Source organism: Burkholderia sp. MSMB2157WGS (genome assembly GCF_001532755.1).
Taxonomy (GTDB): domain Bacteria; phylum Pseudomonadota; class Gammaproteobacteria; order Burkholderiales; family Burkholderiaceae; genus Burkholderia.
Genome location: NZ_LPJG01000010.1, coordinates 202,567 through 226,454, shown reverse-complemented (window position 1 = coordinate 226,454; position 23,888 = coordinate 202,567). Strand labels below are relative to the sequence as shown.

Sequence of the window (23,888 nt, the reverse complement as noted above, 5' to 3'; positions counted from 1 at the left end):
CACTGGGCGGGGGCTGGATCCAGCGCGCGGGCGAAGCGCCGCGCGCGCCGGATGCGCCGGTCGATTACGACAAGGCGGCCGCGCCGGCGCCTGCGTCGGCAACGGCGACGAACGGCTAAGCACGGAGAAGGGCGGGCGCGGTATGCCGCGCCTCGCTTCGAAGTGGCTGTATGCGAAAACGAAAACGCTGCGGACGAAAGTCCGCGGCGTTTTCTTTTGCGCGGTCGAATCGTGCGGGAAGAATGGCGTCGACGTCGTGACGATGCGTGCGTCGCGTCGCATTGCGTTCGTGCCATCACACCGATTGCGCCATCACACCGATCACACCGATCACACCGATCACACCGATCACACCGATCACACCGTCAGTCGGCATGGCGCATCGTGCATCCGGCGACCCGCCTGCCCGCGTGAAGTGCGATCGCCCGGCATCGCGCGGTCCTGCACCCCGAAACAAAAACGCCACGGCATGCCGTGGCGTTCGTCGTTACCGCTTCGCGCCGTCGTCCGGCGCGGCGCGATCAGTGGTGCGCGTCGGCGGGACGCCCATCGAAGTCGTGTCCGGCGCGCCGAATTTCGCAGCGTGCATCCTTTTCGCCTTTCACGCCGTTGAACACGATGTTCAGGATCACGGCCGTGGCCGATGCGAGCAGGATGCCGCTGTGCAGGATCGGCGCGAGCGCCGGCGGCAGCTTCGAGAAGAAGTGCGGCGACACGACCGGCACGAGGCCCATGCCGACGCTCACGGCGACGATGAACAGGTTGTGCGAGTTGTTCACGAAGTCGACCTTCGACAGCACCTTGATGCCGTTCGCGGCGACCATCCCGAACATCACGATGCCTGCGCCGCCGAGCACGAACGGCGGCACCGACGCGACGACCTGCGCCATCTTCGGGAACAGGCCGAGCAGCACGAGGATCACGCCGCCCGTCGCACACACGAAGCGGCTCTTCACACCCGTCACGCCGATCAGGCCGACGTTCTGCGAGAACGACGTATGCGGGAACGAGTTGAAGATGCCGCCGATCAGCGTGCCGAGGCCGTCGACACGCAGGCCGCGCACGAGGCGCTCCTGATTGACCGGGCGATCGACCATGTCGCCGACCGCGAGGAACATGCCGGTCGATTCGATGAACGTGACGAACATCACCGTGACCATCGTCACGATCGACAGCGGATCGAAGTGCGGCAGGCCGAAGTGGAACGGCATCACGAAGCCGACCCACGGCGCATGCGCCACGCCGTCGGTGTTCACGCGGCCGATCGCGAACGCGATCACGAAGCCGGCGATGATGCCGAGCAGCACCGAGATGTTCGCGATGAAGCCGCGGCCGAACTTGTTGATCAGCAGAATCAGCGTGAGCACGAGCAGGGACAGGCCGAGATAGACCGGGCTGCCGTACTCGGGGTTGCCGACGCCGCCGGCCGCCCAGTTGATGCCCACTTCCATCAGCGACAGCCCGATCACGGCGATCACCGTGCCGACGACCACGGGCGGGAAGAACCGCAACAGCTTGCCGATCATCGGCGCGAGCACGATGCCGATGATGCCGGCGGCGATGGTCGAGCCGAAGATGTCGAGAATGCCGAGGCCGGGGTTCGTGCCGATCGCGATCATCGGGCCGACCGCCGCGAACGTGCAGCCCATGATGACGGGCAGGCGGATGCCGAAGATCCACAGGCCGAGCGTCTGGATCAGCGTGGCGATGCCGCACGAAAACAGATCGGCGCTGATCAGGAACGCGATCTGGTCTTTCGGCAGCTTGAGCGCCGCGCCGACGATAAGCGGCACGGCGACGGCGCCGGCGTACATGACGAGGACGTGCTGCAGGCCGAGCGTTACCAGCTTGCCGGTCGGCAGCACCTCATCGCACGGATGGACCGTGTTCGATTGCATCTGTCTCACTCCATGATCTTGTTTTCGGGGTGATACGAAGTTATTCGGAATGAGTCCATGCAACAAGAGCACTGGGTTCTATTCCGCTCTTTGCTGGTTCGATATGCCATTTCGGCATGGAGCAGGGGATCGATCATCGGGAAACTGCCGCGGGAGTGAGGTGTACCGGTTTTATAGCGCTTCAAAATAGCGCCGGCCCCCATGTCAAATATGGGTCGCTTTATGGTGTGTATCGGGCCGGCCGCATAGTGGCAAAAAGCGGGGTGCGGAAATCGCGCCGGGTTAACCCGCGAACGGCCGCTTTCGCGTGCAAGGTGCAGCCCGGTGGAACGCCGCGACTCGACCGCATTTTCGATGCGTCGAAGCGACGGCCAAAAACGGGGCGCGCGTCGCGATCCCGTTATCATCGATATCCGTTCATACGACTCCCCTTCACGTCATGCGCCTGCTCGGAATCGACCTCGGCACCGGCTCCATCAAACTCGTCACGCTCGATGCCGACGGCGTCGAGCGGGCGGTGGCGAGCGAGCCTTATGAGTTGTCGTCGCCGCAGCCCGGCTGGGCGGAAATCGCGCCCGACACGTGGTGGCAGGCGCTCGTGCGCGCGGCCGCGCGGCTGCCGGCCGACGAGCGTGCGCAGGTGGCGGCGATCGGGTTTTCGGGACAGATGCATGGCGTCGTGCTGATCGACGCGGCCGGCCAGCCGGTGCGGCCCGCGCTGCTGTGGCCCGACACGCGCGCGGCGCGCGAGGCGGATGCGGCCGGCTGGCCGGCGTCCGGATCGTCCGTCGCATCGAACCCCGTGGCGCCCGGCATGGCGGGCCCGCTGTTGCGCTGGCTGGCGACGCACGCACCCGATGCGCTGCATGCCGCGTGCTGGGCCGTGCAGCCGAAGGACTGGCTGCGCATCGCACTCGGCGGCGACGTGGCGGCAGATCCGAGCGACGCGTGCGCCACCGCGCTCGCCACGCCCGACGGCGCATGGGATATCGCGTTGATCGACGCGCTCGGCCTGCCGGCCGACCGCTTCGCGCCGGTTCGTGCGTCCACCGCGCGCGGCGGCGTGCTCGGCGCGCAGGCCGCCGCCGCGCTCGGCCTGCCGGCCGGCGTGCCGTTGGCGACGGGCGCGGCCGATACCGCGTGCGCGGCGCTCGGCAGCGGGCTGGCCACGGCAGGCGATGCGCTGCTGACGACCGGCAGCGGCGGGCAGATCGTCGTGCTCGCGGATGCGCTGCCGCCCGCGCGGCGCGGCTTGCATCGCTATCGTGCGGCGGCGGGCGGCGGCTATTACACGATGGCGGCGATGCAGAACGTCGGGCTCGCGCTCGAAGCCGTGCGCGGCTGGCTCGGCTACGCGCGATGGGCCGATGCGTATGACGACGCGTTCGCGCAGCCGGCGTCCGAACGGCTGTGCTTCCTGCCGTACCTGACCGGCGAGCGCTCGCCGTGGATGAACCCCGATGCGCGCGGCGGCTGGCTCGGCCTCGGGCTCGGCGATACGCGCGGCGCGATGATGCGCGCCGCATTCGAAGGCGTCGCGTTCGCGTTGCGCGCGGGGCTCGATGCGATCCGCGACGCCGATCGCGGCGACGCGGTGACGACGCTGCGCCTCGCGGGCGGCGGCTCGGTCGATCCGCGCTGGCGCCAGTTGCTCGCCGACGCGCTCGGCGCATCGCTGCAGGCGATCGACTGCCCGAACGCCGCGACGCGCGGCGCCGCGCTGCTCGCAGGCGTCGCGATCGGGCATTGGCGCGAGGATGCGTTGCACACGCTGGCGCCGAGCGCGTCGCCGGTTGCCGCGCCGCATGACGACCGCCTGCTGGCTGCACGCCACGCGCGCTTCGTCGATCTGTACGCGCGCACGGATGCATGGTTCACGACGGGCGTTTAAACTCGGGCACTTGTTCTTTTGCGCCAGCGATGACGCATCCTGGCAAGCCGGCGACCGTTTCTCGCACGCGACGCGCGGCGGGAGCAGCCATCATGGCGAGCACGAGATTCTTGCGCCGTGCCACGCGCGGCACGGCTTCGACCGCTTTGCACGAAACCCCGGCAGGCGCCGGCACGCCGGCTCGGGCCGATCTCACAGACACACAGGAGTGACACGATGAAAACGAAAGCCGCGATTGCATGGAAGGCCGGTGCGCCGCTGACGATCGAGGAAGTCGATCTCGAAGGGCCGCGCGCCGGCGAAGTGCTGATCGAGGTGAAGGCGACGGGCATCTGCCACACCGACTACTACACGCTGTCGGGCGCCGATCCGGAAGGGATCTTCCCGGCGATTCTCGGCCACGAAGGCGCGGGCGTCGTGGTCGACGTCGGCCCCGGCGTCGGCACCGTGCGCAAGGGCGACCACGTGATTCCGCTCTACACGCCCGAATGCCGCGAATGCAAGTTCTGCCTGTCGCGCAAGACCAACCTGTGCCAGAAGATCCGCGCGACGCAGGGCAAGGGGCTGATGCCGGACGCGACGTCGCGCTTCTCGCTCGACGGCAAGCCGCTGTTCCACTACATGGGCACGTCGACGTTCTCGAACTACATCGTCGTGCCGGAGATCGCCGTCGCAAAGGTGCGCGAGGACGCGCCGTTCGACAAGATCTGCTACATCGGCTGCGGCGTGACGACGGGCGTCGGCGCGGTCGTGTACTCGGCGAAGGTCGAGGCCGGTGCGAACGTCGTCGTGTTCGGCCTCGGCGGGATCGGCCTGAACGTGATCCAGGGCGCGAAGATGGTCGGCGCGGACAAGATCATCGGCGTCGACATCAACCCGAAGCGCGTCGAGCTCGCGAAGAAGTTCGGGATGACGCACTTCATCAACCCGAACGAAGTCGAGAACGTCGTCGACCACATCGTGCAGCTGACCGACGGCGGCGCCGACTATTCGTTCGAATGCGTCGGCAACGTGAAGCTGATGCGTCAGGCGCTCGAGTGCACGCACAAGGGTTGGGGCCAGTCGTTCATCATCGGCGTGGCGGCAGCCGGCGAGGAAATCGGCACGCGTCCGTTCCAGCTGGTGACGGGCCGCGAATGGAAGGGCTCGGCGTTCGGCGGCGCGCGCGGGCGCACCGACGTGCCGAAGATCGTCGACTGGTACATGGAAGGCAAGATCAACATCGACGACCTGATCACGCACACGCTGCCGCTCGAGCGGATCAACGAAGGCTTCGACCTGATGAAGGCCGGCGAGTCGATCCGCTCGGTCGTGCTGTACTGACCGGGGGCATACCGCCATGCTCGAACTCGTTTCCTCGCATGCGTGCCACGGCGGCGAGCAGCGTTTCTACCGTCACGATTCGGCGGCCATCGGCCTGCCGATGAAGTTCTCGGTGTATCTGCCGCCGCAGGCTGTGCACGGGCGCGTGCCAGCGCTGTTCTATCTCGCGGGGCTCACGAGCACCGACGAGACGTTCGCGATCAAGGGCGGCGCGCAGCAGTACGCGGCGCAGCACGGCATCGCGCTCGTGATGCCCGACACGAGCCCGCGCGGCGCGGGCGTGCCGGGCGAGACCGATGCGTGGGACTTCGGCGTCGGCGCGGGCTTCTACGTCGATGCGACCGAAGCGCCGTGGTCGACGCATTACCGGATGGAGTCGTACGTGACCGGCGAGCTGCGCGAGCTCGTCGCGGCCGAGCTGCCGATCGACGGCGCGCGGCTCGGGATCTTCGGCCACTCGATGGGCGGCCACGGGGCGCTGACGCTCGCGTTGCGTCATCCGGGCCTGTACCGGTCGGTGTCGGCGTTCGCGCCGATCGCCGCGCCGACGCGCTGCCCGTGGGGCGAGAAGGCGTTCACGGGCTACCTGGGCGCCGATCGCGAAGCGTGGAAGGCGCACGACGCGAGCGAGCTGGTCGCGCGCGCCGATGCACCGAAGTTCGCGAACGGCATCCTGGTCGATCAGGGGCTCGCCGATCAATTCCTCTCGAACCAGCTGAACCCCGACGTGTTCGAAGCCGCGTGCGCGAAGGCCGGCCAGCCGCTGACGCTGCGCCGCCATCCGGGCTACGACCACGGTTACTACTTCATCTCGACGTTCATCGCGGATCACCTCGCGCATCACGCGCGCGTGCTGGCGCGGTGAGTATCGGCGCAAGCCGGTCACGCATCCGGTTCGCATGAAAAAACGCCGGCGCTGCCCTCGGGCACGCCGGCGTTTTCATTGGCATCGGGCGGCGAGCGCCGCGCCGCGATCAGTTGCGCCGCAACAGGCTCGCGCCGTACACGAGCGCCGACAGCGCGGTGATCCAGAAGCTCGTCGGCCAGTCGGTGTGATACGCGAGCACGATGCCGACCCACGCTTCGAACAGCGCGAACAGCGCGGCGAGCAGCACGCCCGTCGACAGGCGCGTCGACACGTTCTGCGCGGCCGCCGCCGGCCCCACCAGCAGCGTGAACACGAGCAGCACGCCGACGATCTGCGTCGCCGCCGCCACCGCGAGCGCGCACACCGCGAGGAACAGCATCGACACCGTGCGCAGCGACACGCCCTTGGCTTCGGCCAGCTCGGGCTGCAGCGACGCGAACAACAGCGGCCGCGCGATCAGCGCGAGCGCGGCGAGGCTCACCGCGCCGATGCCGGCGAGCACCGCGAGCGTGTCGCGGCTGACCGCGAGCACGTTGCCGAACAGCAGCGCGGTGACCTGCGTCGCGAACGACGTGTAGAAGTGCAGGAACAGCAGGCCGAAGCCGAGCGCGCCGGACAGGATCACGCCAATCGCGACGTCGCGGCCCGCGAGCCGTTCGCCGAGCGCGCCCATGCCGATCCCGGCCGCGAGCGTGAAGCCGACCATCCCCCAGATCGGCGAGAGGCCGAGCAGCACCGCGCCCGTCGCGCCGGTGAAGCCGACGTGCGACAGCGCGTGGCCGGCGAAGGTCTGCCCGCGCAGCACCAGGAAATAGCCGACGATGCCCGCGAGCACCGCGACGATTCCCGACGCCGCGAAGGCGTTGATCATGAAGTCGTATTCAAACATCGTGCGAATGCCCGGGATGGGCGTGTCCATGGTGATGATGGCCGTGGCCGCCGCCACCGCCGTGCGAATGATCGTCGTCCTCGTGTTCGTGATCGTGCTTCTCGATCTCGACGTCGCCCGACATCACGAAGATCTTGCCGTTCACGCGCATCACGTCGATCGGCGATCCGTAGAGCCGCGACAGCACGGGCTTCGTGATCACCTCGTCGACGGTGCCGAGCGCCGCGACGCCGTTGCCGAGATACAGCACGCGGTCGAGCGCGTTCAGCAGCGGATTCAGTTCGTGCGCGGAGAACAGCACGGTGATGCCGAGCTCGCGCTGCACGTTGCGCACGAGTTCGACGACGCCGCGCTGGTGGTTCGGATCGAGGCTGATCAGCGGCTCGTCGAGCAGCAGCAGCTTCGGGTTGCCGAGCAGGCATTGCGCGAGCAGCAGCCGCTGCCGTTCGCCGCCGGACAGTTCGGACAGCGGCCGGCGCGCGAGCGACGGTCCGCCGACGAGGTCGAGCACGCGATCGACGTCGCGGCGCGTGGCCGCGTTCGTGTGCGGCAGGCCCCAGCGGTGGCCGTCGGCGGCCATCGCGACGAAGTCGTAGCCGCGCATCCGTCGATTCGCGAGGCCGCTCCTGATCTGCGGCATGTAGCCGATCGACGCGTTGCCGCGCACGACCGGCACGCCGCCGACCGACAGCGTGCCGGTCGACACGGGAATGAGGCCGAGCACCGCGCGCATCAGCGTCGTCTTGCCCGCACCGTTCGGCCCGAGCACGCCGACGAATTCGCCGGGCTCGATCGAGAAACTCACGTCGCGCAGGATCGTGCGGCCGCCCAGTTCGAGCGTGACGCGATCGACGGCGAGGGCGTGGGGAGTGACGGTCATGTCGTTACGGTCGTCCGTTACTTGCCGGCCGACAGCGCGTTGCCGAGCGCGTCGAGCTGGCCGGCCATCCATTGCTGAAAGGTCTTGCCGGCCGGCTGCGTCTCGGTGACGCTGACGGTCGGCACGCCGCCGTCGCGCGCGATTTTCAGCATGCGCTTGGTCATCGGTTCTTCGGCCTGGCTGTTGTAGATCAGCACGCGCACCTGCTTCTTGCGCAGGTCGCCCTCGAACGCGGCGACGTCCTGCGCGCTCGCCTCGGTGTCGTTCATCGTCGCGAGCTGGAAGCGCTGGTTGCGCATGTCGAGGCCGATCGCGTCCGACATGTAGCCGAACACGGGTTCGGTGGCCGTCACGGGCACGCCCTTGTACTTCGCGCGCAGCGCGGCGACCTTGTCGTCGACGGGCTTCAGCGACGCGACGAACTTCTGCAGGTTCGCGTCGTACTCGGCCTTGTTCGCCGGGTCGGCACGGCCGAGCTCGGCCGCGATCGCGCGTGCGGCCACGGGCATCGTCGCCGGGTCGTACCACAGGTGCGGGTTGTCGCCGGCCTTCTTGCCGACGAGATCGGCGACGACGATCGTCGCGCGCTTCGCCTGCTTCGACGCGCCGAGCAGCTTGGCCATCCACGGATCGTAGTTTGCGCCGTTGTAGATCACGACCTGCGCGTGCTGGAGCGCGCGGGCGGTCTTCGGGCTCGCTTCGAACAGGTGCGGATCCTGGTCGGGATTGCTGAGGATGCTCGTGACCGCGACGTGGCGGCCGCCGATCTGCGAGGCGACGTCGCCGTAGAAATTCTCGGCGGCGACGACGTTGACGGTCGCGGCCTGCGCAAGCACGGGCGCGGCGAACGACAGCGCGGCGACGGCGGCGGCCAGCCAGCGGACAGGCGACAGGGCGCGCCGCGGCGCGCGCTTCAGGGCAATGGACATGGAACTCCTCGTTGGAAGGGCGGCGCGTGCGCCGCGCGAGTCGGCGTCAGCGCTGCGCGGGCTTGCGCTTGCAGTGCCCGCACAGGCCGCTCAGCTCGACGACTTGGTGGTGGACTTCGAAACCGTGCGCGGGCCCGCTCGCGGACAACTGCTTCGCGAGGTCGCCGCCGGGAATCTCGACGGTGTCGCCGCACGCATCGCAGATCAGGAACTGGCCTTCGTGCGGCACGCCGATCTCGCAGCAGGCGAAGAACGCGTTCTTCGATTCGATCCGGTGGATGAAGCCGTGCTCGACGAGGAAATCCAGTGCGCGATAGACGGTCGTCGGCGGCACGCGGCCGCGCTGCGGTTCGAGTTCCGCGAGCAGGTCGTACGCGCCGATCGGGCGCTGCGCGGCCAGCACGCGTTCGTAGACCTGGCGGCGCAGCGGCGTCCACGCGAGCCCGTGCTCGGCGGCGAATGCGTCGGCCCGGGACAGCCGGGCGTCAATGGACGATGAGGTAGCCATGGCGTGAAGCAGGCGCTGAAACAAAGTACAGCGATGATATAACGTATCGCCGCGCCATGCAGCGCGAATTCCGTTCGACGCCCTTGCTCCCCGCCCTTGCTGCGTCCCCTTCACCGTCAACGCCACTGCGCCGCACCGTGCGCCTCCGCGCCTTGCCGTGCGGGCGCGGCGGGGCATCGCCGTGCGCGGCCGTGCCGCAGCGCGTCATAGAAAGCCGTCGCGTCGTCTTGACAGCGCGTATCGCGTATCCGATCATTCGATCACCAACAGAGCAATTGATCGGTCTGCGAGCGTTCGCTCACCTCGCGACCGTCGTGCAACAGAACGAACCGGAGACAACCAGTGAGACTGGCAGACAAGGTCGCGATCCTGACGGGCGCCGCAAGCGGCATCGGCGAGGCGGTCGCGCAACGCTATCTGGACGAGGGCGCGCGCTGCGTGCTGGTGGACCTGAAGCCTGCGAGCGGCTCGCTCGCACGGCTGATCGAGGCCAGCCCCGGCCGCGCGGTGGCCGTCACGGCCGACGTCACGCGCCGCGACGACATCGCGCGGATCGTCGCAACGGCGGTCGAGCGCTTCGGCGGCGTCGACATCCTGTTCAACAACGCGGCGCTGTTCGACATGCGCCCGATCCTCGACGAATCGTGGGACGTGTTCGACCGGCTGTTCTCGGTCAACGTGAAAGGGCTGTTCTTCCTGATGCAGGCCGTCGCGCAGCGGATGGTCGAGCAGGGGCGCGGCGGCAAGATCGTCAACATGTCGTCGCAGGCCGGCCGTCGCGGCGAGGCGCTCGTGTCGCACTACTGCGCGACCAAGGCCGCGGTGATCAGCTATACGCAGTCGGCCGCGCTCGCGCTCGCGCCGCACCGGATCAACGTGAACGGCATCGCGCCGGGCGTCGTCGACACGCCGATGTGGGAGCAGGTCGATGCGCTGTTCGCGCGTTACGAGAACCGGCCGCTCGGCGAGAAGAAGCGGCTCGTGGGCGAAGCCGTGCCGCTCGGCCGCATGGGCGTGCCGGGCGACCTGACGGGCGCTGCGCTGTTCCTCGCGTCGGCCGACGCCGACTACATCACCGCCCAGACGTTGAACGTCGACGGCGGCAACTGGATGAGCTGACATGCCGCCGCTCGCACGCGCAACCCCGGCGGCTTCGCTGCACGCGGCCGCCGCCGCACGAGGACACGCCTGATGGCCGAGATCGTCGTCGCCGGCGAGCTGCTGGCCGAATTCGTCGCCGCCGAGCGCGGCCAGGGCTTCGATACGCCGGGCCTGTTCGCCGGACCGTTCCCGAGCGGCGCGCCGGCGATCTTCGCCGATCAGGCCGCGCGGCTCGGCGCGCGCGTCGCGTATGCGGGCTGCGTCGGGCGCGACGCGTTCGGCGACGCGATCGTCGCGCGGCTCTCACGCGACGGCGTCGACGTCGCGCGCATCCGCCGCGTCGCCCGTCCGACCGGCACCGCGTTCGTCGCGTATCGCGACGACGGCTCGCGCAGTTTCGTCTTCACGTTGTCGACCAGCGCGGCCGCGTGCGTCGATGCGTCCGACGTCGACACCGCGATGTTCGACGGCTGCCGCTATTTCCACGTGATGGGCTCGTCGCTGACGAGCGAATCGGCGATCGCGGCGGTGCAGCGCGGCGTGATCGAGGCCGCGCGCGCCGGCGCGAAGGTGTCGTTCGATCCGAACGTGCGGCCCGAGATGCTGAGTTTCCGGCCGATGCGCGCGGCGCTCGACGAGATGCTCGCCGCGTGCCACCTGTTCCTGCCGAGCGAAGCCGATTTGCCGTTCTTCTGCGGGCCGCAGCCGGCCGAGCGCGCGATCGCGGGCCTGCTCGCGACGCATCCGCTGCTCGAGCGCGTCGTGCTCAAATGCGGCGCAGCCGGCAGTGTCGCGTTCGACCGTGCGAGCCGCATCGACGCGCAGGCTTATCCCGTCGACGAGCTCGATCCGACCGGCGCCGGCGACTGCTTCGGCGGCACGCTGGTCGCGAGCCTCGTCGCGGGCCTGCCGATCGATGTCGCGTTGCGCCGCGCGAACGCGGCGGGCGCGATCGCGGTCACGCGGCGCGGCCCGATGGAAGGCAACAGCAGCGCGACCGAGATCGACCGTTTCCTGACCGAACGAGGTATCGCATGTCCGGCCTGACGACCGTTGCCGAACGCACGCGCACCGCGCACGCGGACACCGTGCTGCGGATGATCTTCGACGCGAACCGCGCCGACGCGCAGCGCGGCATCTATTCGATCTGCAGCGCGCACCGGCTCGTGCTGGAGGCCGCGTGCGAAACCGCGCGCACCGACGGCTCGCCGCTGCTGATCGAGGCGACCTGCAATCAAGTGAACCATCTCGGCGGCTACACGGGCATGACGCCGGCCGATTTTCGCCGCGACGTCGATGCGATCGCCGCGCGCTGCGGGCTCGCGCCGTCGGCGCTCGTGCTCGGCGGCGATCATCTCGGCCCGAACCCCTGGCGGCATCGCCGCGCGGCCGACGCGATGCGCGAGGCCGGTGCGATGGTCGCCGCGTATGTCGAAGCCGGGTTCGAAAAGATCCATCTCGATGCGAGCATGGCGTGCGCGGACGACCCGGCGCGGCTCGACGATCGCACGATCGCCGCGCGCGCGGCCGAGCTGTGCCGCGTCGCGGAAGACGCGGCGGCGCGCGCCGGGATCGCGCCCGTCTACGTGATCGGCACCGAGGTGCCGACGCCGGGCGGCGAAGTGGCCGGCGACGGCGATGCGGACGGCGCCGCGATCGCGCGGATCGCGGTCACGCGCAGCGACAGCATCGCGGCGACGCTCGACGCGCATCGCCGTGCATTCTCGGTGGCCGGGCTCGACGACGCGTGGACGCGCGTCGTCGCCGTCGTCGCGCAGCCGGGCGTCGACTTCGACGATCGCCACGTGCTCGACTACGACGGCGCCAAGGCCGCGTCATTGGGCGCGAGTATCCTGCAGACGCCGCGCCTCGTGTTCGAAGCGCATTCGACCGATTACCAGACCGAGGCCTCGCTCGCCGCGCTGGTGCGCGACCACTTCGCGGTGCTGAAGGTCGGCCCCGCGCTGACGTTCGCGCTGCGCGAGGCGCTGTTCGCGCTGACGTTCATCGAGGACGCGCTGATCGACGACGTCGCGCAGCGCTCGCGGTTGCGCGACGTCGTCGATGCGGCGATGCGCGCGCAGCCCGAGCACTGGGCGCCGTACTACCGCGGCGACGAGACCGCGCAGCGGCTCGCGCGCCAGTTCAGCTACAGCGACCGCATCCGCTATTACTGGCTGCAGCCGGCCGTCGCGGCCGCGGTCGAGCAACTGTTCGACAACCTCGCGCGGCAGCCGGTGCCGGAGACGCTCGTCGCGCAATGGCTGCCGGACGTGTACGCGGCGTGCCGTGCGGGCGGCCTCGCGAAGGAACCGCGCGCATGGGTGCGCCACCGGATACGCGACGTGATCGCGCACTATGCGCGCGCGTGCGGGATGCAGCGGCCGGCATGACGGGCCGCGAAGGAAACGATGCAACACCGACGCAAGACCGACGACATTTCGAACAATCCCAGGAGACATGCCATGCAACGAAAGATGCTCGACGCCGCCGCACGCTGTTTCGCCGGAGCCGCGCTCGCGACGGCGGCCTGCGCGGCGTCCGCCGGCACGCTGACGATCGCGACGCTGAACAACCCCGACATGATCGAGTTGAAGAAGCTGTCGCCGGCGTTCGAGAAGGCGAACCCCGACATCAAGCTGAACTGGGTGATCCTCGAGGAGAACGTGCTGCGCCAGCGCGCGACCACCGACATCACGACCGGCAGCGGCCAGTTCGACGTGATGGCGATCGGCACCTATGAAACGCCGCAGTGGGGCAAGCGCGGCTGGCTCGCGCCGATCACGGGGCTGCCGGCCGACTACGACCTGAACGACATCGTGAAGACCGCGCGCGACAGCCTGTCGTACAACGGCCAGCTCTACGCGCTGCCGTTCTACGTGGAAAGCTCGATGACGTTCTACCGCAAGGACCTGTTCGCGGCGAAGGGGCTGAAGATGCCCGACCAGCCGACCTACGACCAGATCGCCGAATTCGCGGACAAGCTCACCGACAAGTCGAAGGGCACCTACGGGATCTGCCTGCGCGGCAAGGCCGGCTGGGGCGAGAACATGGCGTACGTGTCGACGGTCGTGAACACGTTCGGCGGGCGCTGGTTCGACGAGAACTGGAACGCGCAGCTGACGTCGCCCGAATGGAAGAAGGCGATCAATTTCTACGTGAACCTGCTGAAGAAGAACGGCCCGCCGGGCGCGAGCTCGAACGGCTTCAACGAGAACCTGACGCTGACCGCGTCCGGCAAGTGCGCGATGTGGATCGACGCGACGGTCGCGGCCGGGATGCTCTACAACAAGCAGCAGTCGCAGGTGGCCGACAAGATCGGCTTCGCGGCCGCGCCGGTCGCCGTCACGCCGAAGGGCTCGCACTGGCTGTGGGCGTGGGCGCTGGCCGTGCCGAAGACGTCGAAGCAGCAGGACGCCGCGCGCAAGTTCATCGCGTGGGCGACGTCCAAGCAGTACATCGAGATGGTCGGCAAGGACGAGGGCTGGGCCTCGGTGCCGCCGGGCACGCGCGCGTCGACGTATCAGCGCGCCGAGTACAAGGCCGCCGCGCCGTTCTCGGATTTCGTGCTGAAGGCGATCGAGACGGCCGACCCGAACGATCCGTCGCTGAAGAAGGTGCCGTACACGGGCGTGCAGTACGTCGGGATTCCTGAATTCCAGTCGTTCGGCACGGTGGTCGGCCAGTCGATCGCGGGCGCGGTCGCGGGCCAGATGTCGGTCGACCAGGCGCTCGCCGCCGGGCAGGCTGCCGCCGACCGCGCGGTGCGGCAGGCCGGCTACAAGAAGTAACGCGCAAGCCGTCGCGCGGCTCGCATCGTGCGCCATGGCGCACGGCGCGAGCCGGCGCAGCCGACAGGCGGGCAGGCCGTTCGCGCCCGCGCATCAACCGGAGGGACTCCGATCATGCGTCACCTGCGTCTTCCCCTGAGTCACGCGCCGTCGGTCGGCGACGCGTCGTCGCCGCCCGGTGCGCCGCGCCGCGCGCGCGGCGGCGCAAGCTGGCTCGTGTCGCCGTCCGTCGCGGTGCTGCTGCTGTGGATGTCGATTCCGCTCGCGATGACGATCTGGTATTCGTTCTCGCGCTACAACCTGCTGAACCCGGACGTGAAGGGCTTCGCCGGGCTCGACAACTACCGTTTCCTCGCGACCGATCCGTCGTTCCTGCCCGCGATCTGGCACACGCTCGTGCTGATCGGCGCGGTGCTCGCGATCACCGTGGTCGGCGGCGTGCTGATGGCCGTGCTGTTCGACCGCAAGTTCTACGGGCAGGGCATCGCGCGCCTGCTCGCGATCGCGCCGTTCTTCGTGATGCCGACGGTGTCCGCGCTGATCTGGAAGAACATGATCCTGCATCCGGTGTACGGGCTCGTCGCGAACGCGATGCGCGCGCTCGGGATGACGCCGATCGACTGGTTCGCCGACTACCCGTTGACCGCGGTGATCATCATCGTCGCGTGGCAATGGCTGCCGTTCGCGTTCCTGATCCTGTTCACCGCGATCCAGTCGCTCGACCAGGAACAGAAGGAAGCCGCGCGCATCGACGGCGCCGGTCCGGTCGCGATGTTCTTCTACATCACGCTGCCGCACCTGAAGCGCGCGATCGCCGTGGTCGTGATGATGGAGACGATCTTCCTGCTGTCGATCTTCGCGGAGATCTATACGACGACGGGCGGCGGCCCCGGCGACGCGACGACCAACCTGTCTTACCTGATCTATGCGCTCGGCCTGCAGCAGTTCGACGTCGGCCTCGCGTCCGCGGGCGGCATCATCGCCGTCGTGGTCGCGAACGTCGTGTCGTTCTTCCTCGTGCGGATGCTCGCGCGCAACCTGAAGGGGGAGTACGAGAAATGAGCGACCTGACCTTCGAAGGCCGGCGCACGCCGGCCGTGTTCGACCTCGTGCGGCGCGCGCTGCCCGGCACGCTCGCATGGCTGATCGCGCTGCTGCTGTTCTTCCCGATCTTCTGGATGGCGATCACCGCGTTCAAGACCGAGCAGCAGGCGTATGCGTCGACGCTGTTGTTCATGCCGACGCTCGACAGCTTCCGCGAGGTGTTCGCGCGTAGCAACTACTTCGCGTTCGCATGGAATTCGGTGCTGATCTCGGCCGGCGTCACGGTGATCTCGCTGCTGTTCGCGGTGCCGGCCGCGTACGCGATGGCGTTCTTCCCGAACCATCGCACGCAGAAGGTGCTGCTGTGGATGCTGTCGACCAAGATGATGCCGTCGGTCGGCGTGCTGGTGCCGATCTACCTGCTGTGGAAGAACTCCGGGCTGCTCGACACGGTGTCGGGGCTCGTGATCGTCTACACGCTGATCAACCTGCCGATCGCGGTATGGATGACCTTCACGTACTTCAACGAGATCCCGAAGGACATCCTCGAAGCCGGGCGCATCGACGGCGCGTCGACGTGGCAGGAGATCGTCTACCTGCTGATGCCGATGGCGCTGCCGGGGCTCGCGTCCACCGCGCTGCTGCTCGTGATCCTGTCGTGGAACGAGGCGTTCTGGAGCATCAACCTGTCGAGCTCGAACGCCGCGCCGCTGACCGTGTTCATCGCGTCGTACTCGAGCCCCGAAGGGCTGTTCTGGGCGAAGCTGTCCGCCGCTTCGCTGCTTGCGGTTGCGCCGATCCTGATCGTCGGCTGGCTGTCGCAGAAGCAGCTCGTGCGGGGGCTCACGTTCGGGGCGGTCAAATGAGCGGTGCGAGTGCAGGAACGAACGTGCTGATCTGCGATTGCGACGGCGTGCTGATCGACAGCGAGGCCGTGGCCGCCGACGTGATCGTGCGCGAGCTCGACGCGCGCTGGCCGGGCGTCGATGCGCGGCCGGCCGTGATGCCGCTGCTCGGGTTGCGCATCGAGCGCGTGCTGGCGGGCGCGAGCGACGCGGTGGGGCGCGCGCTGTCGGCCACCGACGTCGACGCGATCCGCCGCGCGGTCGAGGCGGCCGCCGTCAACGCGCCGATGGTCGACGGCATCGATGCGGCACTCGCGGCGATCGAGCTGACGACCGCCTGCGCGAGCAACAGCTATCGCGCATACGTCGAAGCGGCGCTCGCGCGCACCGGCCTCGCGCGCTTTTTCGGCGACCGGCTGTTCTGCGCGGATTCGGTCGCGCGGCCGAAGCCGGCGCCGGACGTGTATCTGGCGGCCGCGCGCACGCTCGGCGTGGCGCCCGCGAACTGCCTCGTCGTCGAGGACAGCGCGACGGGCATCACCGCGGCGGCCGCGGCCGGCATGACCGTGCTCGGCTTCGTCGGCGGCGGGCACGCATCGGCCGCGCAGATCGACGCGCTGCGCGGTATCGGCGCGCGTCACGTATTCGACGACATGCACGAGCTGCCCGGCTACGTCGCGCGTTGGCAGGCGACGGGCGCGGTGCTGCCGAACTAGCAACGATCACGCGCCGCCGGCCAGGCGACGCATCACGAACGAACGGAGACAGATCATGGCAAGCGTGCTCCTGCGCAACATCGCGAAGCGCTACGACGACACCGAAGTGCTGCGCAACGTGAACCTCGACATCGCCGACGGCGAATTCGTCGTATTCGTCGGGCCGAGCGGCTGCGGCAAATCCACGCTGATGCGGATGATCGCCGGCCTCGAAGACATTTCGAGCGGCGACCTGCTGATCGACGGCGCGAAGGTCAACGACGTGCCGAGCGCGAAGCGCGGCATCGCGATGGTGTTCCAGTCGTATGCGCTGTATCCGCACATGACGCTGTACGACAACATGGCGTTCGGCCTCAAGCTCGCGGGCGCGAAGAAGCCCGAGATCGACCAGGCCGTGAAGCAGGCCGCGAAGATCCTGCACATCGATCATCTGCTTGACCGCAAGCCGAAGCAACTGTCCGGCGGCCAGCGGCAGCGCGTCGCGATCGGCCGCGCGATCACGCGCAAGCCGAAGGTGTTCCTGTTCGACGAACCGCTGTCGAACCTCGACGCCGCGCTGCGCGTGAAGATGCGGCTGGAATTCGCGCGGCTGCACGACGAGCTGAAGACGACGATGATCTACGTGACGCACGACCAGGTCGAGGCGATGACGCTCGCCGACAAGATCGTCGTGCTGTCGGGCGGCGCGGTGCAGCAGGTCGGCACGCCGAACACGCTGTATCACGCGCCGGCGAACCAGTTCGTCGCGGGCTTCATCGGCTCGCCGAAGATGAACTTCCTGAAGGGCACGGTCGAATCGGCCGATGCGACCGGCGTGCTCGTGCGGTTCGACAGCGGCGAGACGCAGCGTGTCGCGGTCGACGCGGCCGGGCTGCAGCGCGGTGCGGCCGTGACCGTCGGCGTGCGGCCCGAGCACCTGCTGGTCGATGCGGCGGCGGCCGGCGTCGCCGCGCGGACGATGGCCGTCGAATCGCTCGGCGACGCCGCGTATCTGTATGCGGAGTCGGCCGTCGCGCCGGACGGGCTGATCGCGCGAATTCCGCCGCTCGACACGTATCGCACCGGCGAGGCGCTGCGCGTGCATGCGCTGCCCGAGCACTGCCATCTGTTCGACGAGCACGGGCAGGCGTTCCGGCGGCTGAGCGCGCACGCGAAGGCGGCTTGACCGCTGCTGCGCGCCGGTTACAGCCGCAAATGCTCGGCCATGTAATCGACGAACGCGCGCTGCTTGGGCATCGGATGGCGGCCTGACGGCCACAGCACGTAGAACGGCGTACGGCTCGCGACGTGGTCGTCGAGCACCGCGCGCAGCCTGCCGTCGGCGAGCGTGTCGCGTACGAAGAACTCGGGCAGGCATGCGATGCCGAGCCCGCGCAGCGCGAAGCACAGGCGCGTCTCGGCATTGTTGCTGACCATCGAGACGGGTACTTCCGGCGGCGTGCCGGCGCGCGGCGCGCGCAGCGGCCAGATCTCGAGCTTGCCGCTGCTCGGGAAGCGGTAATGCAGGCAGCGGTGCTGCGCGAGATCGGCCGGCGTGCGCGGCGTGCCGTGCCGGTCGAGATAGTCGGGCGACGCGACCAGGTGCTGGCGGAAGTGGCCGAGCAACCGCGACGACAGTCGCGAATCGGTCGGACGGCCGGTGCGCAGGACCACGTCGAAGCCTTCGTCGATCACGTCGACGATCCGGTCGCTGAAATCGATGTCGAGCTCGATCTCCGGATACGCGGCCATGAAATCGGCGAGCACCGGCAGCAGCAGCGTGCCGATCGTCGGCAGGCTCACGCGCAGCCGCCCGCGCGGCGCCTCGACGCTCTGCGTCAATTCCCGCTCGGCCGCATCGATTTCGGCGATCACGCGCCGGCACCGTTCGAGAAAGCGCGCGCCTTCGGCCGTCAGCGTGATGCTGCGCGTGCTGCGGTGAAAGAGCCGCACGTTCAGGCGCGCCTCGAGGCGCGCGATGCGCTTGCCGACCGCCGACGCCGACAATCCGAGCGCGCGGCCGGCCGCGACGAAGCTGCGCGTTTCCGCGACCTGGACGAACACGACGAAACCGCCAAGATTTTCCATGCAGGGCCTCGATTACGGACATCGATGTCCGGAGTGTCCGGAACTCTAACCCGGTTTTTCTTCCGGCGCCGGCTCCTTACGATGGGCGTTCCTTCACTGTTCGAGGTCACGCCATGTCGTCACTGCCTGTCACCACGCACCGCAGGGAACCGGACGCCGCGCTGCGCGCGCGGCTCGACGCCGTGCTCGATCGCGCGCTGGCCGACGCGCGCGTGGTCGGCGCGGTCGTGCTGGTCGCGCGCGACGGCGAATTGCGTTATGCACGCGCGGCCGGGCTGGCCGACCGCGAAGCCGGCACGCCGATGCGCGAGGACACGCTGTTCCGACTCGCGTCGGTATCCAAGCCGATCGTGACGGCCGCCGCGATGCGGCTGGTCGCGGCATCGAAGATCGGCCTCGACGAGCCGGTCGCGCGCTGGCTGCCCGCGTTCGCGCCGACGCTCGCGGACGGCACGCCTGCCGACATCACGCTGCGCCATCTGCTGTCGCACACGGCCGGGCTCGGCTATCGCTTTCTCGAAGCGGACGCCGACGGGCCGTATGCGCGCGCGGGCGTGTCCGACGGCATGGACGGCGCCGGACCGTCGCTCGCGGAGAACGTGCGGCGCATCGCCGGCGTGCCGCTGCGGTTCGCGCCCGGCACGTCGTGGCACTACTCGCTCGCGACCGACGTGGTCGGTGCGCTGATCGAGGCGGTCGACGGCCGACCGCTCGCCGACGCCGTGGCGGCGCTCGTGACGACGCCGCTCGGGATGACCGACACGGCGTTTTTCACGCGTGACGCGGCGCGCCTCGCGACGCCTTACGTCAGTACGCCCGGCGTACCGCGCCGGATGACCGACGACGATCTCGTCCCGGTGTACGAGGGTACGGTCGGCATCCGTTTCGCACCGGCGCGCGCGTTCGATGCGGCCGCGTGGCCGTCGGGCGGCGCAGGGATGATCGCTACGGCGGGCGACTGCATGACGCTGCTCGATACGTTGCGCACCGGGCGCGACGGTTGGCTCGCGCGCCGCTGGATCGACGAGATGTCGCGGGTTCAGCCGGGCGCGCACGACCTGCCGGACGCGCCGGGGTTCGGCTTCGGACTCGGCTGTTCCGTGCTGCATGACCCGGCGGCCGCGCAATCGCCGGAATCGGTCGGCACGTGGCGCTGGGGCGGCGCGTACGGGCATGCGTGGTTCGTCGACCGGGCGGCCGGGCTGACGGTGGTGGCGCTGACCAATACGTTGTACGAAGGGATGCACGGGCGCATCGTCACCGACGTGCGCGATGCGGTGTATGGCGTCGACGATCGGAGTGCGCAATGAGCGAGTGCGTATCCGTCTCCGAGCGCGCCGTCGATCGCGCGGCAGATCCGTCCACGCCGGCCCGTGCACGCCTGCCCGTCGCGAACCTGCTCGCGCTGGCCACCGCCGGCTTCATCACGGTGCTCACCGAAGCGTTGCCGGCCGGCCTGCTGCCGCCGATGAGCGCCGACCTGCGCGTGACCGAGGCGCTGATCGGCCAATTGGTGACCGCCTACGCGCTCGGCTCGATCGTCGCGGCGATTCCGCTCGTCGCCGCGACGCGCGCGATGCGCCGGCGCCGCCTGCTGCTCGCCGCGCTGGCCGGTTTCGTCGTGTCGAACGCGCTGACGGCCGCGTCGCCGTATTACGCGCTCACGCTTGCGGCGCGGTTCGTCGCGGGGATGTCGGCCGGGCTGCTGTGGGCGCTGCTGGCCGGCTATGCGAGCCGGATGGTCGAGCCGTCGCTGCGCGGCCGCGCGATCGCGGTCGCGATGCTCGGCATACCGGCGGCGATGTCGATCGGCATTCCGGCCGGCACCGCGCTCGGCGCGACGTTCGGCTGGCGCCTCGCGTTCGCCGGTATTTCGGCCGCGGCGCTCGCGCTGATCGGCTGGATCCGCATGCGCGTACCCGACTATCCGGGCCAGCAGGCCGGCGCGCGCGAGCCGGTGCTCGGCGTGATGACGCTGCCCGGCGTGCGCCCGGTGCTGACGGTGATGTTTGCGTACGTGCTCGCGCACAACATGCTGTACACGTACGTCGCACCGTTCCTCGCGGGCGTGCGGATGGGGGCGCAGGTCGACGTGGTGCTGTTCGTGTTCGGCGTCGCGTCGCTCGTCGGCATCGCGCTGACGGGCGCGTGGATCGGCGCCGCGCAGCGACGCCTCACGCTCGCGAGTATCGCGCTGTTCGCGCTGGCAGCGGCGATGCTCGGCGCCGGTTACGGGATGACGACCGTCTATGCGGGCGTCGTGCTGTGGGGGCTCGCGTTCGGCGGCGCGCCGACGCTGTTCCAGACGGCCACCGCGAACGCGGCGGGCGAATCGGCCGACGTCGCGCAGTCGATGCTCGTGACGGTGTGGAATCTGGCGATCGCCGGCGGCGGCATCGCGGGCGGGATGCTGCTCGGCGCGACGGGCGCCGGCGCGATTCCGTGGGTGCTCGTCGCGCTGCTGGCGCTGGCGTGGGTCGGCGCGTGGCGCGCACGCCGGCATGCGTTTCCTGCGTCGCGCGCGGCCTGAGCCGGCGCGTGCGACGGCAGCGTCAGGCCGCCTTCGCGGCGAGCGCGGCGCGCGCGCAGGTTTCGTCGGTGACGAGCCCCGACAGCCAGCCGCCGCGCAGCGCGGCAATCACCGCGTCGTGTTTCTTCGGGCCGCCGGCGAACGCGATCGTCGGCCGCTTCGGCGGCGTGGCGAGCGCGACGCTCGTCACCCGCGCGCTCGTCGACACGGTGATCTGCGTGCCCTGCGCGTCGATCGGCACGCCGAGCAGTTCGGCCACCGCGCCGAGCGCGGTCATCTCGTCGCGCTCCTGTTCGGTGATGAAGCCGTCTTCGTAGAGCGGGCAGTGCGGACCGATGTTGCCGATCCCGACGAACGCGACGTCGGCTTCGCCCGACAGCGCCTCGACGATCCGGTACAGCCGGTGATTGCACCACTGCGCGCGCTCGGCGTCGCTGTCGGCGAACAGCGGCGCGGGCAGCAGGAAATGCTTGCTGCCGGTTTTCTCGGAGATGTACTGCGCGACGTCGTAGCGGTTCGACGAGCCGTCGGCCGCGATCGCGCCGACCATCGACACGAGCCGGTGCTGCGGGCGGTCGATCTGCGCGATCTGCGCGACCGCGGCCTTCAGCGTCCGGCCGCTGCTGACCGCGATCACCATCGGCCGCGTTTCGTTCAGGTAGCGCTCCATCACCTGCGCGCCGGCGACCGCGAGCTTGCGGTCGATCGCGTCGGGCGCATCGGCGTCGACGGGTACGACTTCGCACATCGCGAGGCCGTAGCGTTTCGACAGCTGCGCGCCGAGATCGAGACAGTCGGCGAGCCGATGGTCGACACGCACGCGGATCAGGTTCTTCTCGACCGCGAACGCGACGAGGCGCTGCGCGACGGGGCGCGACACCTGCAGCTTTTCGGCGATTTCGTTCTGCGTGTCGCCCGCGACGTAATAGAGCCATGCGGCGCGCGTGGCGAGATCGAGTTTTTCTGAGGACTTGGACACGATAGCGATTCGGTTCGGATCTGGGGGGCCGCCCCGCGGACCGGCCGGCGGGCCGCATGACGGCATCCACTGTACCGCATGTCGCGCGCACGGCCGGCGGCCGGCCGCGCGAGCGCGGCGCCTACGCGAGCCGTGCGCGCGACGGTTCGTACAGCGGCCGCACGTGACGGTACAGCGCGCGGAACGCATCGAGGCGTTCGCGCAGCCGCGCATGGCGGGCGGCGTCGGGTTCGTATTCGGCGCGCACCGGCGGCTTGGTCAGCACCGTTTGCGGATCGCCGCCGACGGCCAGCCAGCCGAGCCGTGCCGCGCCGAGCGCCGCGCCCGTTTCGCCGCCGCCGATCTGGCGCGTGCGCACGTTCAGCGCGTCCGCGATCAGTTGCGCCCAGAACGCGCTGCGCGCGCCGCCGCCGATCAGCGACAACCGGTCGGTTTCGACGCCGGCCGCATGCAGCGCGTCGAGGCCGTCGGAGAGGCCGAGCGTCACGCCTTCGAGCACCGCATAGCCGAGGTGCGCGCGCTCGGTCGCGTGGGTCATCCCGAAGAACACGCCCTGCGCGTACGGATCGTTGTGCGGCGTGCGTTCGCCCGACAGGTAGGGCAGGAACAGCGGCGCCGCGGCGAGCGCGTCGGCGTCGAGCGCCGCGACTTCGGCGAGCAGCGCGGGCTCGTCGGTGCCGGTCAGCTTGCAGACCCAGCGCAGGCAGCTCGCGGCCGACAGCACGACGCTCATCAGTTGCCAGCGATCGGGAATCGCATGGCAGAACGCATGCACGGCCGACGCGGGATTCGGCATGAAGCGGTCGCCGACCACGCTCAGCACGCCGGACGTGCCGAGCGACACGAAGCCGTCGCCCGCGTGGATCGCACCGATGCCGAGCGCGCTCGTCGCGTTGTCGCCGCCGCCGCCCGCGACCGGGACGGCCTCCGACAGCCCGAGCTCGCGCGCGACGTCCGCACGCAGCGTGCCGGACGGCGCGTTGCCCTCGACGATGCGCGGCATCTGCGCGCGCGTCATCCCGCACGCGGCGAGCAGCGCATCGGACCAGTCGCGACGGGCAACGTCGAGCCACAGCGTGCCGGCCGCGTCCGACGGGTCCGACACTTTCGCACCGGTCAGCCGGAATCGCAGGTAGTCCTTCGGCATCAGCACGCACGCGGTTGCCGCGAACACGTCGGGTTCGTGCCTGGCGACCCACAGCAGTTTCGGCGCGGTGAAGCCGGGCATCGCGAGGTTGCCGGCCAGCGCGTGGAGATCGGGCGCGCGCTCGGTGAGCAGCGCGCATTCGTCGGCGCTGCGCATGTCGTTCCACAGGATCGCCGGGCGCAGCACGCGATCGTCGCGGCCGAGCAGCACCGCGCCGTGCATCTGCCCCGACAGGCCGATGCCGCGCACCTGCGCGAACGCGTGGGGATGCCGCTCGCGCAGCGTCGCGAGCGCCGCGAGCGTGCCTCGCCACCAGTCGTCCGGATGCTGTTCGGCCCAGCGCGGATGCGGCCGCGACACCGTGAACGGCGAGCCGGCGGTGCCGACGACCGCGCCGTCCGGGGCGAGCAGCAGCACCTTCACTTCCGAGGTGCCGAGGTCGATGCCGAGATACATGAGCGATCCGTTCCGTCAGAGAGGAG

21 protein-coding genes are annotated in these 23,888 nt (G+C 69.5%); 13 read left to right on the top strand and 8 right to left on the bottom strand.

The window, feature by feature from the left end; translation table 11 throughout:
* Positions 1–521 precede the first annotated feature (521 nt).
* Positions 522–1,898: a nucleobase:cation symporter-2 family protein gene (locus WT53_RS04660; RefSeq protein ID WP_034208265.1), complete on the bottom strand. Its 1,377-nt coding sequence runs from the start codon at positions 1,896–1,898 to the stop codon at positions 522–524.
* 439 nt (positions 1,899–2,337) lie between these two features.
* Here WT53_RS04660 and WT53_RS04655 point away from each other — a divergent pair, with 439 nt between their 5' ends.
* The 3 genes from WT53_RS04655 (at position 2,338) to fghA (ending at position 5,977) form a co-directional block, all read left to right on the top strand.
* Entirely contained in the window at positions 2,338–3,789 is a 1,452-nt protein-coding gene (locus WT53_RS04655; protein ID WP_060258647.1) for a xylulokinase, read from the top strand.
* Positions 3,790–4,005: 216 nt separating this feature from the next.
* The gene (locus tag WT53_RS04650; protein WP_034208263.1) at positions 4,006–5,112 is read left to right on the top strand and encodes an S-(hydroxymethyl)glutathione dehydrogenase/class III alcohol dehydrogenase; all 1,107 of its coding nucleotides are present in this window, start codon (positions 4,006–4,008) and stop codon (positions 5,110–5,112) included.
* 16 nt (positions 5,113–5,128) lie between these two features.
* Positions 5,129–5,977 (top strand): S-formylglutathione hydrolase, encoded by an 849-nt coding sequence (fghA, locus tag WT53_RS04645; RefSeq protein WP_060258644.1) that lies wholly within the window; start codon positions 5,129–5,131, stop codon positions 5,975–5,977.
* A 109-nt stretch (positions 5,978–6,086) separates the two neighbouring features.
* Here the strand turns inward: fghA and WT53_RS04640 are convergent, their stop codons facing one another.
* Genes WT53_RS04640 through WT53_RS04625 form a run of 4 tightly spaced genes read right to left on the bottom strand, consistent with a single transcriptional unit; the run spans position 6,087 to position 9,186 of the window.
* Positions 6,087–6,869: a metal ABC transporter permease gene (locus WT53_RS04640; protein ID WP_034208755.1), complete on the bottom strand. Its 783-nt coding sequence runs from the start codon at positions 6,867–6,869 to the stop codon at positions 6,087–6,089.
* Positions 6,862–7,749 (bottom strand): ABC transporter ATP-binding protein, encoded by an 888-nt coding sequence (locus tag WT53_RS04635; RefSeq protein ID WP_060258641.1) that lies wholly within the window; start codon positions 7,747–7,749, stop codon positions 6,862–6,864. Before WT53_RS04635 ends, WT53_RS04640 begins: the two co-directional genes overlap by 8 nt.
* A 17-nt stretch (positions 7,750–7,766) precedes the next feature.
* A complete protein-coding gene (locus WT53_RS04630; RefSeq protein WP_060258637.1) occupies positions 7,767–8,678 on the bottom strand; it encodes a metal ABC transporter solute-binding protein in 912 nt (303 codons plus the stop codon).
* A 46-nt stretch (positions 8,679–8,724) separates the two neighbouring features.
* Complete coding sequence (locus WT53_RS04625) at positions 8,725–9,186, bottom strand: Fur family transcriptional regulator (protein ID WP_027785279.1); 462 nt, start codon at positions 9,184–9,186, stop codon at positions 8,725–8,727.
* 342 nt (positions 9,187–9,528) lie between these two features.
* Here WT53_RS04625 and WT53_RS04620 point away from each other — a divergent pair, with 342 nt between their 5' ends.
* The 8 genes from WT53_RS04620 (at position 9,529) to WT53_RS04585 (ending at position 17,848) form a co-directional block, all read left to right on the top strand.
* Complete coding sequence (locus WT53_RS04620; RefSeq protein ID WP_034208259.1) at positions 9,529–10,305, top strand: L-iditol 2-dehydrogenase; 777 nt, start codon at positions 9,529–9,531, stop codon at positions 10,303–10,305.
* Positions 10,306–10,377: 72 nt separating this feature from the next.
* Positions 10,378–11,334, top strand: coding sequence for a sugar kinase (locus WT53_RS04615; RefSeq protein WP_034208258.1), 957 nt, complete (start codon positions 10,378–10,380; stop codon positions 11,332–11,334).
* The gene (locus tag WT53_RS04610; protein ID WP_034208257.1) at positions 11,322–12,680 is read left to right on the top strand and encodes a D-tagatose-bisphosphate aldolase, class II, non-catalytic subunit; all 1,359 of its coding nucleotides are present in this window, start codon (positions 11,322–11,324) and stop codon (positions 12,678–12,680) included. The genes WT53_RS04615 and WT53_RS04610 overlap by 13 nt, the downstream gene beginning before the upstream one ends.
* 72 nt (positions 12,681–12,752) lie before the next feature.
* Positions 12,753–14,078, top strand: a complete 1,326-nt coding sequence (locus tag WT53_RS04605) for a sugar ABC transporter substrate-binding protein (protein ID WP_034208256.1) — start codon at positions 12,753–12,755, stop codon at positions 14,076–14,078.
* A 114-nt stretch (positions 14,079–14,192) separates the two neighbouring features.
* Positions 14,193–15,140 (top strand): carbohydrate ABC transporter permease, encoded by a 948-nt coding sequence (locus WT53_RS04600; protein WP_034208255.1) that lies wholly within the window; start codon positions 14,193–14,195, stop codon positions 15,138–15,140.
* Complete coding sequence (locus tag WT53_RS04595) at positions 15,137–15,988, top strand: carbohydrate ABC transporter permease (protein WP_034208254.1); 852 nt, start codon at positions 15,137–15,139, stop codon at positions 15,986–15,988. The genes WT53_RS04600 and WT53_RS04595 overlap by 4 nt, the downstream gene beginning before the upstream one ends.
* The gene (locus tag WT53_RS04590) at positions 15,985–16,683 is read left to right on the top strand and encodes an HAD family phosphatase (RefSeq protein ID WP_034208253.1); all 699 of its coding nucleotides are present in this window, start codon (positions 15,985–15,987) and stop codon (positions 16,681–16,683) included. The genes WT53_RS04595 and WT53_RS04590 overlap by 4 nt, the downstream gene beginning before the upstream one ends.
* Positions 16,684–16,738: 55 nt before the next feature.
* Positions 16,739–17,848: an ABC transporter ATP-binding protein gene (locus tag WT53_RS04585; protein ID WP_034208252.1), complete on the top strand. Its 1,110-nt coding sequence runs from the start codon at positions 16,739–16,741 to the stop codon at positions 17,846–17,848.
* A 17-nt stretch (positions 17,849–17,865) separates the two neighbouring features.
* Here the strand turns inward: WT53_RS04585 and WT53_RS04580 are convergent, their stop codons facing one another.
* Entirely contained in the window at positions 17,866–18,750 is an 885-nt protein-coding gene (locus tag WT53_RS04580; protein ID WP_034208251.1) for a LysR family transcriptional regulator, read from the bottom strand.
* A gap of 113 nt (positions 18,751–18,863) precedes the next feature.
* On the opposite strand from WT53_RS04580, the gene WT53_RS04575 reads away from it, so the two are divergent.
* Together WT53_RS04575 and WT53_RS04570 are read left to right on the top strand one after the other, a co-directional pair.
* Complete coding sequence (locus tag WT53_RS04575; RefSeq protein ID WP_034208250.1) at positions 18,864–20,060, top strand: serine hydrolase; 1,197 nt, start codon at positions 18,864–18,866, stop codon at positions 20,058–20,060.
* Positions 20,057–21,280 carry an MFS transporter gene (locus WT53_RS04570; RefSeq protein WP_060258632.1) on the top strand — a complete coding sequence of 408 codons (1,224 nt, stop codon included), beginning with the start codon at positions 20,057–20,059 and terminating at the stop codon, positions 21,278–21,280. The genes WT53_RS04575 and WT53_RS04570 overlap by 4 nt, the downstream gene beginning before the upstream one ends.
* Before the next feature lie 22 nt (positions 21,281–21,302).
* On the opposite strand, the gene WT53_RS04565 is transcribed toward WT53_RS04570, so the two are convergent.
* The gene (locus WT53_RS04565) at positions 21,303–22,259 is read right to left on the bottom strand and encodes a sugar-binding transcriptional regulator (RefSeq protein WP_034208249.1); all 957 of its coding nucleotides are present in this window, start codon (positions 22,257–22,259) and stop codon (positions 21,303–21,305) included.
* Between the two features lie 121 nt (positions 22,260–22,380).
* The gene (gene xylB / locus WT53_RS04560) at positions 22,381–23,862 is read right to left on the bottom strand and encodes a xylulokinase (protein WP_034208248.1); all 1,482 of its coding nucleotides are present in this window, start codon (positions 23,860–23,862) and stop codon (positions 22,381–22,383) included.
* Positions 23,863–23,888 lie beyond the last annotated feature (26 nt).

What these genes read in the sequence shown, in the direction of transcription:
- WT53_RS04625 (WP_027785279.1), bottom strand. Translation starts at nt 9,186, where the DNA reads ATGGCTACCTCATCGTCCATTGACGCCCGGCTGTCCCGGGCCGACGCA.
- WT53_RS04630 (WP_060258637.1), bottom strand. Translation starts at nt 8,678, where the DNA reads ATGTCCATTGCCCTGAAGCGCGCGCCGCGGCGCGCCCTGTCGCCTGTC.
- WT53_RS04600 (WP_034208255.1), top strand. Translation starts at nt 14,193, where the DNA reads ATGCGTCACCTGCGTCTTCCCCTGAGTCACGCGCCGTCGGTCGGCGAC.
- WT53_RS04595 (WP_034208254.1), top strand. Translation starts at nt 15,137, where the DNA reads ATGAGCGACCTGACCTTCGAAGGCCGGCGCACGCCGGCCGTGTTCGAC.
- WT53_RS04605 (WP_034208256.1), top strand. Translation starts at nt 12,753, where the DNA reads ATGCAACGAAAGATGCTCGACGCCGCCGCACGCTGTTTCGCCGGAGCC.
- WT53_RS04650 (WP_034208263.1), top strand. Translation starts at nt 4,006, where the DNA reads ATGAAAACGAAAGCCGCGATTGCATGGAAGGCCGGTGCGCCGCTGACG.
- WT53_RS04590 (WP_034208253.1), top strand. Translation starts at nt 15,985, where the DNA reads ATGAGCGGTGCGAGTGCAGGAACGAACGTGCTGATCTGCGATTGCGAC.
- WT53_RS04640 (WP_034208755.1), bottom strand. Translation starts at nt 6,869, where the DNA reads ATGTTTGAATACGACTTCATGATCAACGCCTTCGCGGCGTCGGGAATC.
- WT53_RS04580 (WP_034208251.1), bottom strand. Translation starts at nt 18,750, where the DNA reads ATGGAAAATCTTGGCGGTTTCGTCGTGTTCGTCCAGGTCGCGGAAACG.
- WT53_RS04655 (WP_060258647.1), top strand. Translation starts at nt 2,338, where the DNA reads ATGCGCCTGCTCGGAATCGACCTCGGCACCGGCTCCATCAAACTCGTC.
- WT53_RS04585 (WP_034208252.1), top strand. Translation starts at nt 16,739, where the DNA reads ATGGCAAGCGTGCTCCTGCGCAACATCGCGAAGCGCTACGACGACACC.
- WT53_RS04570 (WP_060258632.1), top strand. Translation starts at nt 20,057, where the DNA reads ATGAGCGAGTGCGTATCCGTCTCCGAGCGCGCCGTCGATCGCGCGGCA.
- WT53_RS04660 (WP_034208265.1), bottom strand. Translation starts at nt 1,898, where the DNA reads ATGCAATCGAACACGGTCCATCCGTGCGATGAGGTGCTGCCGACCGGC.
- WT53_RS04610 (WP_034208257.1), top strand. Translation starts at nt 11,322, where the DNA reads ATGTCCGGCCTGACGACCGTTGCCGAACGCACGCGCACCGCGCACGCG.
- WT53_RS04575 (WP_034208250.1), top strand. Translation starts at nt 18,864, where the DNA reads ATGTCGTCACTGCCTGTCACCACGCACCGCAGGGAACCGGACGCCGCG.
- xylB (WP_034208248.1), bottom strand. Translation starts at nt 23,862, where the DNA reads ATGTATCTCGGCATCGACCTCGGCACCTCGGAAGTGAAGGTGCTGCTG.
- WT53_RS04615 (WP_034208258.1), top strand. Translation starts at nt 10,378, where the DNA reads ATGGCCGAGATCGTCGTCGCCGGCGAGCTGCTGGCCGAATTCGTCGCC.
- fghA (WP_060258644.1), top strand. Translation starts at nt 5,129, where the DNA reads ATGCTCGAACTCGTTTCCTCGCATGCGTGCCACGGCGGCGAGCAGCGT.
- WT53_RS04635 (WP_060258641.1), bottom strand. Translation starts at nt 7,749, where the DNA reads ATGACCGTCACTCCCCACGCCCTCGCCGTCGATCGCGTCACGCTCGAA.